Raw genomic sequence first — 11,569 nt, 5'->3', positions numbered from 1 at the left:
CGCGCGGCTGGCGCCCTCGGCCCCGGTCACGCCGGACCCGCTCGTGGACCGGGTCTTCGCGCGGATCGAGGCCACCTTCCACGAGCCGGTCTCCGCGGCGGACGTCGCCCGCGCACTCGGCTACACCCCCGGGCACCTCACGACCGTGATCCGGCAGCGCACGGGCCGTCCCCTGCTGGAGTGGATCACCGAGCGGCGGCTGACCGAGGTGCGGCGCCTGCTCCGGGAGACCGACCTGCCGCTCGACGTGGTGGCCGCCCGCACCGGCCTGCGCGACGCCGGCTACCTCGTCCGGCGGTTCCGGCAGCGGTACGGCACCACCCCGCAGCGGTGGCGCCGCGACCGCCGGACGTGGTCCTGACCGTCGGTCGCGGTCGCGACTCCGGGGGAGAAGCGGGAAGCGGTGCCCGCGCCCGGCCTCCCACCGGGCGGTGCTACCGGACTCCGGGGAGTCCGCTCCTCCGAACCGGTCGCCCGCCCGGTCCGTCAGACCGGAGCGGTGTCCTGCTCGGCGGTGTCCATGGCCTCGTCGGTCAGGGTCTTCATGCCGCCCAGCAGAGCGAGCAGGACGAGCAGCGCCATGGTGCCGAACACCCAGCGCAGCCCGACGAGTTCGGCGAGCGCGCCGCCGACCATGGCACCGAGCGGCATGGTGCCGAAGGCGAGCAGCCGGTAGCTGCTGTTCAGTCGGCCGAGCAGCCGGTCGGGCGTGATCCGCTGGCGCAGGGAGACCGCGACGACGTTCCACAGCATCATTCCGACGCCGCCGGTGAGGAACACGGCACCGATCAAAACCGGGTTCGTGGTCACGGCCGGAATGCCGACCAGAAGCGCGCTGGTGAGCAGGGCCAGTCGAAGTGTGCGGCCCCGTCCGAGGACCCGTTCGACCCGGTCGGCGACGAGCGAGCCGATCAGGCTGCCGACCGCGGTGGTGGCGAACAGAACCCCGTAGGCGGGCTCGGAGAGTCCCATGGCGGAGGACGAGCCGACCGCGAACAGGACGAAGACGGTGAACACCGCGTTCGTCGCGAAGTTGACCGTCCCGGTCAGCACGGCGAGCGCCCGCAGCAGCCGGTGCCGCCGGAGGAACCGCAGTCCTTCGACGATGTCGGCCCGCAGACGGGTGCGCGCACCCGTCTCCGCCGTCCCGAACGAGCCGCGCACGAACAGCAGTGCCACCAGGGCGAGGGCCCACAGCGCCGCGGGCGCCGCGAAGGTGACGGCCACAGCGATCGCCACCAGGAAACCGGCCAGCGGCGGGCCGAGGAACTGGTTGGTCGTCAGCTCGACTCCGAACAGGCGACTGTTGGCCCGCGAGAGGTGGTCACGCTGCACGATCCGCGGCAGGATCGACTGCGCCGAGGTGTCGTACACCGTCTCGGCGGTGCCGAGGCCGAACGCGAGCCCGTAGAGGAGCCAGATCGAGCCGACGTCGAGCGCGACCGCCAGGATCCCGGCCGCGGACAGCGCGACCCGCACGGTGTTGGCGCCGAGCATCAGCCGGCGGCGGTCGAACCGGTCGGCGAACGCACCGGCGGGCAGCGCGAACAGCAGCCACGGCAGCACCAGCGCGACGGCCAGTCCCGCGATCAGCGTGGGCGACCGGGTGTACTGCACCGCCACCAGCGGCAGCGCGACCTTCACGACCCCGTCGGCCAGGTTCGACAGCGCGGACGAGCTCCACAGCCATCGGTAGGCGACCCCGAGCGGGCGTTGGACGGCTTCCCCCATCGGTGCAGGCTCGCACACGATCCGGAGAGGGGAAGTCTCGCCCCGCGTTCCCGTTATGCCGGATGTCGGCGTGATCCGACGTCGGTGTCGGTGGTGCCCGCTATCGTCCGTGTCATGTCCGACTTCGAGACTTTCCGCGCGCTGCACCACACCGAGGACGTCCTCCTGCTGCCGAACGCCTGGGACGCCGGATCGGCGAGGATCCTGCGCCATCTGGGCTTCCGCGCGGTGGCCACCACCAGCAGCGGGGCCGCGGCGGCACGGGGTCTGCCGGACGGGGCCCTCGGCCGGGACGAGGTACTGGCACACTGCGCCGAACTCGTCGGTGCGGTGGACGTCCCGGTCTCGGCGGATCTGGAGAACGGCTTCGCCGACAGCCCGGAGGGGGTGTCCGGGACGGTCCGGCGGGCGCGGGACACCGGGTTGGCCGGGGTGTCGGTCGAGGACTGGAGCGGGACCGCGCTCTACGACCGGGAGCGGGCCGTCGAACGGGTGCGTGCCGCGGTGGAGGCGGCCGCGGGGGAGTTGGTGGTGACCGCGCGGGCGGAGAACCATTTCCGGGGCGTCGACGACCTCCACGACACCGTCGCGCGGCTGCGGGCCTTCCGGGACGCCGGTGCGGACGTCGTGTACGCACCGGGCGTCCTCGGTCGGGAGCAGATCGCGGCCGTGGTGGAGGCGGTGGATATCCCGGTCAACGTGCTCGCGCGGCCGGGGGTTCCACCGGTGGGCGAACTCGCCGAGCTCGGTGTGCGGCGGGTCTCCGTGGGTGGCGGACTGGCCTTCGCCGCCTATCAGGCGCTCGCCGATGCGGCGGGGGAGCTGTGGACGACGGGTACCTACGGCTTCCTCGACCGGGCGGCCCACGGGGGTGCGCTCGCCCGGGAGTCCTTCGCGTCCCGAACCTGAGGTCCGGGACGCGGACGGGCCCGATTCCGGCGAACAGGACCCGCGTGCGGATGAGGTGTGGTGGTATGACCGGTGTGACCGAACACGATCATCCGGACGAAGCCGATTCGGACACCGGGGCACCCGGTCTCCGCCGACGCGGACTGCCGATCGCGGCGCTGGTGCCGTTGTCCGCGGTGACCTGGTGGGTGGTGGGCTTTCTGCCGTGGCTGCTGTCCGGGACGGCCGGTTCGGACCGTCCTGGTCGTGGTGGGGGCCACCCGGGCGTGTTGCCGGTGCCGTTGACGGTGGAGGAGCTCGGTTCACTCGTCGAGGGTGCCGCCTTCGGTGGTCTGCTGGCGGGCGCGCTCGGGTTGCTGGCTCGTTCCGCACCACGGGGGCAGGTCACCGCGGCGACCTTCAGCGGAACGGTGCTCGCGGCGGTGACGACGGGTGCCGTGTCGACGATGACCCTGCTCAGGGGCGGTGGTGTGGCGGCCGAGGGTGCCGTACTCGGCATGGTGTGTCTGGTGGGCGCCTTCTGCACCGTCGTGGGCTGGGCCGTGGGTGCCGCGGTGATGCTCGGCCGTCCCGGTGTGAGTGCCGCGTTGGCGGTGTCCGCAGGCCTCGGCGGTGCCTGGCTGGTCGGGGTCCTGCTGCACATTCTCCCGGTGGGTCCGTACGACCTGGCGTGGGTCACCCCTGTCCGGAGCTGGTCCGTTGCCGCGGTACTGACGATGGCACTGATCGTGCTGGGTGGGCGACCGGTCCGGCGGTTGCTGCTGTGGCCGCTGCTGATCCTCATTCCGTGGTTGATCGAGTCCGGGTTGACGGCCGTGCAGTACCTGGTCCGATCGCTGACCACGGGCAGTGCGGGAGTGCCGGGTCTGCCGGAGGCCCTCGATGCGTCGATCGAGGTGTTCTGGTTGGCCTCCGCGCCGGATATGCGCCCGGTGCTGCCGTGGGTCGTGGCGATCGTCGTCGGTGCCGTGGGTGCCGTTCTCCGCCTCCCGCGGGCGGCCGGACCGGACGGTGCCGACGAGGAACACCGCGTCCGTACCGAACGCCGACCGGTGCGGACCTCGGCGTCGGTGGTTGAGGAAGAAGAACGATGAGGATCGGCTTCACCGTGCCGCGGTTCGGTCCGCTGGCGCGGACGAGTCGCCGTACGGATTCTGCATCAGCGCGAGCACCGCGCCCGCGGGATCCTTGACGAGCGCGAATCCGCCGGGGCCGAACCCGTTCGGCGCCCGCAGGATTTCACCGCCCCGGGCCGTGACCCGGTCCATGCTCACGGAGAGATCGCCGACGGCGATGTAGGTGATCCATCGGGGCGGGAGGTCCGCGTTCCCGGCTTTCGCGTGGCACACGCCGGCCACGGGTGTGCCGTCCGGGGTCAGCATCATGTAGTCGTCGTAGTCGCCCATGCTCAGCGGTTCGGGCTTCCAGCCGACGACGTCGGCGTAGAAGTCCCGCACGGCGGGCGCGTCCCGCACCGTGAGGTCGAAGCCGACGATGGTGCCGATGGTGCCGTCCGTCATTGTGTCGCGCCTTTCGGGTCGTACCGCGCGTCGGACACGGTGGTAAGTCTGTTCCGGATGTGTTCGGGACACCAGACGATCAGTGTGGTGCATCCCGCTGGTCACCCGGTCATCCTCCGTTCGACAGAACAGACTGTCAATTGAGCCACGCCCGGACGAATGGTCGAGGACTACGTCAGGGGGCCAATCCGCGGATCGGTCCGTCGGGAGTGCGGAATCCCGGAACGGGCGGATACTCATGAATCCGTTATGTCGATTCAAGGATTGCGGGACCGCGAACGCTGCGCCCGGTCCGGTCGGAAGAGTGACGAACTCCCGTTTGCCGCCACGGATGGGCGATTGAGGGCCGCGTGTCCCGCTGCGATGATGGAAGCCCGCTTCAGGGTGGTCACCACAGCCCGCGGACGGCAGTGAGAGCTCAGGGGGCACGCGTGCGAATCGGCTTCACTCTGCCGCGGTTCGGTCCGCTCGCGGAGGAGGCCGGGGCGGTGACGTACTTCGCGGCGCAGGCCGAACGTCTCGGTGCGGACAGTCTCTGGGTCGCCGACCGGCTCCTGGCGCCGATGGAGCCCACCGTCGGTTACGCCGGTGGGGACACGATACCGGAGGTCTTCCACCGGGTGCTGGACCCGGTCGCCGTGATGTCCGCGGCGGCGGCGGTGACCGAGCGGGTCGAGATCGGTACGAATGTCCTGGTCGGATCCTGGTACGCGCCCGTGATGCTGGCTCGCTCGCTGACCACGATCGACCGCGTCAGCGGCGGCCGGTTGCTCGCGGGTTTCGGCACGGGCTGGTCGCCCGAAGAGTACCGGGCCGCCGGCGTCCCGATGCACGAGCGCGGTGTCCGTCTCGACGAATGTCTGGACGTCCTCCGCGCGTGGTGGTCGGACAATCCTGTGAAGTACTCGGGTAAGCACTGGAACGTTCCCCCGAGCCGGATCGACCTCAAACCCGCCCGTGCACCGCGTCTTCCCGTCTATCTCGGGGGTTCGCACCCGCGGCGATGCGGCGCGTGGCGCGGCGTGCGGACGGCTGGTTACCCGTCCACGTCCCGGAGTGGGGCCGGTTCGATCCCGCCGCGGTCACCGAGCCGATGGCCCGGATCCGGGATCTCGCCGAGGAACCGGGGCGGGACCGGTCGGACCTGGACGCGATCCTGCGGGTGTATCCCGGAAGCAGCGGGTCGAGGGACGGGGTGTTCGACACCGTGGCGTCGGCGGGGGACGCCGGAATCGGCCATGTCTTCGTGGAGCTGATGAACCCGGCGGATACGGTCGAGGAGGCGCTGGAGATCGTCGACCGGGTGTTGCGGGCCGCCCGGAACTGACTCCGGGTCCCACGACGCAGCGACCTCGCACAGGCCCGTCCGTGGTCCGCGGGCACCGGCCCGACGCATACCGGGTTCCTGACCGGCCCGGCGCACCCGACTCTCGTCCGGTCGCAATCGGAATCCCGGATCGGCGCCCGGGGGACGGAGGGCAGTCGATTTGTTCCCCGTTGCTCACCTCGCACGGAAGGCCGCAAGACATTGTGACGTCGTGTCGAAGCCCAATACCGTGGAGGAAGCAGCGAGCGACCATCAGCCGTGGGCGGGGACCGGGTTCGGATCGGACGGTGCGTCGCGGCAGGCCCCGTCGCGTCCGGAAGGGATTGTTGTGGCGCATCTTCTCCTGCGGTTCTCCCGTGACCCGGTGACGGTGGTCGGCGTCGTCCTCGCGGTGGGCGGTTCCGTCGTCGGATTCTTCCGGGCGTTTCCCCCGGAGGGCGGGCCGCTTCACGGAATGCCGTTGTCGAGTATGCCCGAGATGTTCGTCGCGGGTGCCGGGATCGCGGTCGCCCTGGTCGGGATGCTGTTGCGTGCCCATGCACGGCGGGGCGCGCCCCGGGTCACCGCCACCCCGGCGTCGGCCGTGCCGGGAAGGCGGAGACGGTGGCTGGTGGCCGGTGTCGCGACCGGTGCACTGACGATCGACGTCAGCAAGACCTCGACCCTGGGGTTCGTGATCCCCGGAATGAGTGTGGAATACGGGCTGGCGCCGGCCGAGGCGTCGATGCTGGCGGTGGCCGGGCTCTCCGGGACCGCGATCGGCGCGGTGTGCGTGGGGCGACTCGCCGACCGGATCGGCCGCCGTGCCTGTTACCTGATCACCACACTGGGATTCACCGCGACGAGCATGTGCGCGACCATGCCCACCTTCCTCGGCAATGTGGTGATGTGTCTGCTGATGGGGGTCGCGGTGGGAGGCCTGGCGCCGTTGCTGATCGCGACTCTGGTGGACGTGTCCCCGGGGTCCGCGCGTGGCTCGACGGTGATCGCGCTGTCGGTGGTGGCGACCGCCGTCGGCTACCTGGTAGCGGCCGGGTCCGCGCTCTGGTTGGAGCCGGCGTTCGGCTGGCGGATCCTCTGGCTCACCGGGGCCCCGACGGGACTGCTGCTGGCACTGGCGACCGTGGTCATCCCGGAACGGCGCGTGCCACGGGACGGGGGCGGGGAGGCCGCGGTCGCGCCGGAACGGTCGGGCACGGTGCCGGCGGACGCACACCGGACGGCCCGGCTCGCGTTCACCCTCCGGCTCCAGGCGCTCTATGCGGCGACGATCGGTGTGCTGACGTTCGGCCTGAACACCTGGATACCCACACTCGCCCGCGCGGGAGGGCTACCCGTGACAACCGCCAACACCCTGCTCACGGTCGTGGCGGTGGTGATGGTGCCGTGCGCGATACTGGTCGCGGTCTGCTACCGGCGGGTCGGGCCGATCAGGTTGGCGGTCCTGTTGGCGACGGGAACAGCGGTGGTGTTGCTGGCGCTGGCCGCCTCGGGGCTCGCGTCGGCCGTGGCGTGGCTGTCGGCCGCGGTGCTCGCGGCGGCGCTGTTCGCGGTCAACACCATGGCGGCGATCTTCCTGCCCATCGCGGCCGATCTCGCCGACGCGGCTTCCCGCGAACGCGTCACCGGCGGGGTATCGTTCTTCAACCGACTCGGTGGCCTCACCGGTCCGCTGGTGTTGTCCTCCATCGTGGCCTCGACCACCGATGTGCTCATCGCGGTGGCCGTGCTGGCGCTGTGTTGCGGCGCGATCGCCTGGTACACCGGCAGGCGCCACCGTTCGGTCAGCACCGCGGCACCCGAGCCGGTCGGGACGGAGACCGTCACGGAACGTCCGTAGCTGGAGGTGGCGTCGTGGGACTCGGCGTTCAGGTGGTGTCGTCGGTCCCGCGGAACCCGACGCCGACGTCGTCAGGATTCGCCGGTCCCGGAACGTCCTTCCCGGGGGCCGGGGAGACTCAGGCCGTAGTGGACGCCGAGCATGCGGAGGACGAAGGTCACGGCCGCCGAGACGAGCGCGCCGACGAGCCCCTGGATGCCGAGGTTCGTGGCCACGACGACGAGGACGGCGCCGACCAGGGCGGGAACGGCGTAGAAGTCGCTGGTCAGCACCGTGGGAACCCGCCGCATGACCACGTCCCGCAGGGTACCCCCACCCACGCCTGCGATCACGCCGAGCAGCACCGCCTGCACGCTGCCCAGGCCGGCGGCCAGTGCCGCGCTGGCCCCGGTCACGCAGAACACGCTCAGCCCGACGGCGTCGAAGACGGTGATGAGCCGGGTGAACCGTTCGAGTTCCACACTCAGCAGGAACACGAGCAGTGCCCCGCCCGTGGCCACCGCGAGGTACCGGACGTCGGTGAAGGCCGCCGGGGACACGTTGAGCAGGACGTCGCGGATGATTCCGCCACCGAGCGCGGTCATCACGCCGAGGACCAGTACGCCGACCAGGTCCAGTCGCACGGCGCGGACGGCGGTGAGGGCGCCGTTGAGGCCGAACGCGAACGTGCCCGTCAGATCCAGTACGAGGATGACCAGCGATTGCGACATGCTGTCAGTCTGGACCACCGAGGCCTGCCGTACCGGCGATTCGTGCCGGGTGTCGCGACGTTCGCGTCGCACGGCGCGGCTCAGCGCACCGGGGAGCGGCGTTCCAGCAGGATGGTGTCGTGCCAGACGCCGTCGCGTCGGGCGATGCGTTCCCGGACACCGACGGTGCGGTACCCGGCGGAGTGGTGCAGCGTGACGGCGGCCCGGTTCCCGGTGAACACGGACGTCTGGAGGGTCCACAGGTCCGCGGCGTCGGCCGCGGTCACCTGCCGGTGCAGCAGTGACCTGCCCACGCCCCGGTTCCGGTACTGCCCGGCGACGTGGACGAGGGTCTCGGCGACGCCGGAGTAGCACTCCCGGGCCGACGCGGGGCTCGCGGCGGTCCAGCCGACGACGGTGCCGTCGATCTCGGCGACCCACCGGTGGTCGGACAGCCAGGTGGCGTCGAGGGTGGCCCGGGTGGGCACGGTGGTCTCGAAGCCGGCCAGGCCGGTGGCGAGGCCCTCGCGGTAGATGCGCCGGACGGCGGGCCAGTCGTCGGACCGCAGTGCGCGGACGGTGACGTCGGTGGGGAGGTTGTCGGGGCAGCAGGGCTGCGGCCCGAGCAGACCCATGACGGCGTCGGCGGCGTGCGGGAGTCCGGAACAGCAGGCCTCGTTGATGGTGACCAGGCTGGCCGTGCCGTCCTTGCGGATGCGCACGAACCCGGCCTCGGCGAGCTTGCGCACGTGGTGGGAGGTGGTGGACTGGCTGGTGCCGAGGATCCCGGTGAGTGCGCCGACGGTGACGCCCTGCGGGCTGGTGGCCACGGCGTGCAGGAGCTTGACCCGCACGGGCTCGGCCAGGCAGGCGAACTGGTCCGCGTAGGCGGTGGCCTGGCCGCTGGGCAGTAGCGGGATCTGGGGGAGGGCGGTCGGCATGCCACCAGTGTATCGAGTCGGGTCGATCGTCCCGTTGATCGCGTGATCTGTCTGCCGCCCGCCGCGGCACCGGGGGAGGCGGAGTCACGGGATCTCCGTCGGGTCCCGGTGCCGCATGTCAAGCGAAGATCACCCGAAGAGCCGCGTACTCCTTCGCGTGAACCTTCCTCCCCTCCCGCGGCGCGGATCCCTAGTCTCGCGGCGGCTGATGTCGCCGAGTGAGACGTACCCGTGCCGAGCACGGTCGCCATCCCGGACCACGGGAGGTGGTGTCCGTGAGCCGTGATCGAGAAGGAGCGCCCGTGCCGATTCCGCGTCCCGAGGGCCTGCACGCCCGTTTCACGCCCGGTTGGGCGTTCCTGTCGGTGCCGCCACGTCCGGGTTGCACGATCGAGGTGCAGGAACACGTCGACGGTGGGTGGGCACCGACGGCGGTGCGCGGTGCCGAACACCTCGTGCAGATGTACGCCGCGTCCGCGATCAGGACGGAGTGGCGCGCCCGCTACGTCACTCCGGACGCGGCCGGGCCCTGGACCACCGGCCACGTCCGGTCTCCGGACACCTTCGACGTCGACCGGGCGGACCCACCCCCTCCGACTCCACCTCCGAGCCCGCACCCGGCTCCACAACCGACACCGTCTCCTGCCCCGCCGACGACGATGCGGACGATCAGCACTGCCGCCCTCGTCCAGGGGAGGCCTTGGGGCCTGGCGCTGGATACGCAGGGAAACCTCGTCATCGCCGACGCGGACGGGTGTCAGGTGCGGCGTGTCACGGCCGACGGCGCCTCGTTCGCCGCTGTCGCGGGTACCGGGCAGAGGGGGGACAGCGGCGACGGCGGCCCCGCGGTCGAGGCGGAACTCCGGCACCCGACGACGGTCGCTCTGGACCGGCAGGGCAATGTCTATCTCACCGACCCGGAGAGCCACCGGGTGCGGAAGGTCTCGGCCACCGACCACACGATCACGACCGTGGCCGGGACGGGGCGGGAGGGGGACAGCGGCGACGGAGGCCCGGCGACCGACGCCGAACTCCGGTTCCCGAACTGTGTCGCGGTCGACGGCCACGGCAATCTCTTCCTCACCGACCCGAAGAGTCATCGCGTGCGGAAGGTGTCGGCCACCGACCACACGATCACGACGGTCGCCGGGACCGGGCGGGAAGGGGACAGCGGCGACGGCGGACCGGCCACCCGGGCGGAGATCCGGTATCCGAACAGCCTCGCGGTCGACGGAGACGGGAACCTCTACTTCGGCGACACCGGGACCAACCGGGTGCGCAGGGTGTCGGCTGCCGACCACACGATCTCGACCGTTGCGGGCACCGGGGACAGGGGTGGCGACGGCGACGGCGGTCCCGCGATCCGGGCGACCCTGAGCTTTCCGGTCGGTCTCGCGGTGGACGGAAGCGGCAACCTCTACATCGCCGATTCCGACACCTGCCGGGTGCGGAAGGTTTCCGCGACCGACCACACCATCGTCACCATCGCCGGGAACGGTCACGCGGGCGACGGAGACGAGCGTGGGCCCGCCACCGGGATCCCGCTGGATCCGGGAGGTGTCGCGACGGACGGCCGCGGAAACCTGTTCGTCGCCGACTTCAGCCAGTACCGGATCCGCAGGGTGGCACCCCTCTGACCGGACGGACGCCCTGCCGGGTCGGGAGGTCCGGCGGACGTGCCCCGGCCCGCCGGATGCTCACCGACCGGGGCGCGGGCATGGGCCGGGCCGGGCCGCCTCCCCGGCGTGGGTGTATCGATCGGATTCGATACTTGCCTCCATCGATCGCAGTCGATAGTGTCTGCCTGTTGGATCGAAACCGATCGATGGAAGAGGTGTCGGGATGGCGGAGGTCCCGGTGGTTGTCGTCGGGGCGGGGCCGGTGGGGCTGGCCGCGGCGGCGGAGGTGGCCGAGCGCGGTCTCCCCGTGCTCGTGCTGGAGCGTGGCACACACGCGGGCGCGGCGGTGTCGGAATGGGGCCACGTGCGGTTGTTCTCCCGGTGGGGTGAACTCGTCGCCCCGGCCGCCCACCGACTGCTGGAGGAGCAGGGCTGGCAGCACCCCGATGCGGAGACATACCCGACGGGCGTGGAGTGGGTGCGGCGATACCTGCGGCCACTGGCCGACGCGCTGGGGGAGCGGGTGCGCTTCGGCACGGAGGTCGCCGGCGTGGCGCGGCAGGGCCGGGATCGTGTGGTCGACGCCGAACGTGAATCGCGGCCGCTGACCGTTCACGTCCGCACGTCCGACGGCGGTGCGGAGCTTCTCACCGCACGGGCGGTGATCGACGCGTCGGGAACGTGGGGCACGCCCAATCCGCTCGGAGCGGACGGCCTGCCCGCGCCGGGTGAAACCTCGGCCGCCGACCGCATCTCCTACCGGGTACCCGACCTGGGTGAGGAGTCGGTGGCCGAGCGGTACGCGGGGCGGCACGTCGTCGTCGCCGGGAGTGGGCACTCGGCGTTGACGACGCTGGTAGACCTCGCCGGGTCGGCCGCACGGCACCCGTCGACGCGGATCACGTGGTTGCTGCGCCGGGAGACCCTCGGGTCGGCGTTCGGCGGTGGTGCGTCGGACCAGCTCCCGGCGCGGGGCGCGCTGGGCGAGCGCGC

Annotated in this window: 11 protein-coding genes and 1 pseudogene; 8 read left to right on the top strand and 4 right to left on the bottom strand. The window is 71.6% G+C overall.

Annotated elements, in window-relative coordinates; translation table 11 throughout:
* Positions 1-361, top strand: a 361-nt coding sequence (locus SACHA_RS0113830) for a helix-turn-helix domain-containing protein (RefSeq protein ID WP_019810759.1), incomplete at its 5' end; no start/stop codon positions are given.
* Between the two features lie 125 nt (positions 362-486).
* On the opposite strand, the gene SACHA_RS0113825 is transcribed toward SACHA_RS0113830, so the two are convergent.
* Positions 487-1,731, bottom strand: a complete 1,245-nt coding sequence (locus tag SACHA_RS0113825; RefSeq protein WP_019810758.1) for an MFS transporter — start codon at positions 1,729-1,731, stop codon at positions 487-489.
* A gap of 114 nt (positions 1,732-1,845) precedes the next feature.
* On the opposite strand from SACHA_RS0113825, the gene SACHA_RS0113820 reads away from it, so the two are divergent.
* Positions 1,846-2,640: an isocitrate lyase/PEP mutase family protein gene (locus SACHA_RS0113820; RefSeq protein WP_019810757.1), complete on the top strand. Its 795-nt coding sequence runs from the start codon at positions 1,846-1,848 to the stop codon at positions 2,638-2,640.
* A gap of 65 nt (positions 2,641-2,705) precedes the next feature.
* Positions 2,706-3,734, top strand: a complete 1,029-nt coding sequence (locus tag SACHA_RS0113815) for a hypothetical protein (RefSeq protein ID WP_019810754.1) — start codon at positions 2,706-2,708, stop codon at positions 3,732-3,734.
* A 9-nt stretch (positions 3,735-3,743) separates the two neighbouring features.
* Here the strand turns inward: SACHA_RS0113815 and SACHA_RS0113810 are convergent, their stop codons facing one another.
* Complete coding sequence (locus tag SACHA_RS0113810) at positions 3,744-4,160, bottom strand: VOC family protein (protein WP_019810752.1); 417 nt, start codon at positions 4,158-4,160, stop codon at positions 3,744-3,746.
* A gap of 350 nt (positions 4,161-4,510) precedes the next feature.
* Between SACHA_RS0113810 and SACHA_RS26190 the strand changes: the two are divergent.
* The 3 genes and pseudogenes from SACHA_RS26190 to SACHA_RS0113800 all read left to right on the top strand — a co-directional run.
* Positions 4,511-5,101 (top strand): annotated as a pseudogene (locus tag SACHA_RS26190) (LLM class flavin-dependent oxidoreductase); the annotation flags it as partial.
* A 71-nt stretch (positions 5,102-5,172) separates the two neighbouring features.
* Positions 5,173-5,487 (top strand): LLM class oxidoreductase, encoded by a 315-nt coding sequence (locus tag SACHA_RS26185; RefSeq protein ID WP_232211894.1) that lies wholly within the window; start codon positions 5,173-5,175, stop codon positions 5,485-5,487.
* Positions 5,488-5,815: 328 nt separating this feature from the next.
* The gene (locus SACHA_RS0113800) at positions 5,816-7,327 is read left to right on the top strand and encodes an MFS transporter (RefSeq protein ID WP_019810746.1); all 1,512 of its coding nucleotides are present in this window, start codon (positions 5,816-5,818) and stop codon (positions 7,325-7,327) included.
* A gap of 71 nt (positions 7,328-7,398) precedes the next feature.
* Here the strand turns inward: SACHA_RS0113800 and SACHA_RS0113795 are convergent, their stop codons facing one another.
* Together SACHA_RS0113795 and SACHA_RS0113790 are read right to left on the bottom strand one after the other, a co-directional pair.
* Positions 7,399-8,037 (bottom strand): trimeric intracellular cation channel family protein, encoded by a 639-nt coding sequence (locus SACHA_RS0113795; RefSeq protein WP_028663171.1) that lies wholly within the window; start codon positions 8,035-8,037, stop codon positions 7,399-7,401.
* An 80-nt stretch (positions 8,038-8,117) separates the two neighbouring features.
* The gene (locus tag SACHA_RS0113790; protein WP_019810742.1) at positions 8,118-8,957 is read right to left on the bottom strand and encodes a helix-turn-helix domain-containing GNAT family N-acetyltransferase; all 840 of its coding nucleotides are present in this window, start codon (positions 8,955-8,957) and stop codon (positions 8,118-8,120) included.
* 302 nt (positions 8,958-9,259) lie between these two features.
* Between SACHA_RS0113790 and SACHA_RS22125 the strand changes: the two genes are divergently transcribed.
* Positions 9,260-10,594 (top strand): NHL repeat-containing protein, encoded by a 1,335-nt coding sequence (locus SACHA_RS22125; protein WP_051110236.1) that lies wholly within the window; start codon positions 9,260-9,262, stop codon positions 10,592-10,594.
* A gap of 205 nt (positions 10,595-10,799) precedes the next feature.
* The coding region (locus SACHA_RS23965) for an FAD-dependent oxidoreductase (RefSeq protein ID WP_019810740.1) at positions 10,800-11,569 on the top strand (770 nt) is incomplete at its 3' end.

Origin of the sequence: Saccharomonospora halophila 8, assembly GCF_000383775.1 — a bacterium.
Classification (GTDB): Bacteria; Actinomycetota; Actinomycetes; order Mycobacteriales; family Pseudonocardiaceae; genus Saccharomonospora; species Saccharomonospora halophila.
This window is presented reverse-complemented; position numbering and strand designations above follow the sequence as displayed.

Bases quoted from the DNA above. Each gene is read 5' to 3' on its own strand.
- SACHA_RS0113825 (WP_019810758.1), bottom strand. From the start codon at position 1,731: ATGGGGGAAGCCGTCCAACGCCCGCTCGGGGTCGCCTACCGATGGCTG.
- SACHA_RS0113820 (WP_019810757.1), top strand. From the start codon at position 1,846: ATGTCCGACTTCGAGACTTTCCGCGCGCTGCACCACACCGAGGACGTC.
- SACHA_RS0113815 (WP_019810754.1), top strand. From the start codon at position 2,706: ATGACCGGTGTGACCGAACACGATCATCCGGACGAAGCCGATTCGGAC.
- SACHA_RS0113810 (WP_019810752.1), bottom strand. From the start codon at position 4,160: ATGACGGACGGCACCATCGGCACCATCGTCGGCTTCGACCTCACGGTG.
- SACHA_RS0113795 (WP_028663171.1), bottom strand. From the start codon at position 8,037: ATGTCGCAATCGCTGGTCATCCTCGTACTGGATCTGACGGGCACGTTC.
- SACHA_RS0113790 (WP_019810742.1), bottom strand. From the start codon at position 8,957: ATGCCGACCGCCCTCCCCCAGATCCCGCTACTGCCCAGCGGCCAGGCC.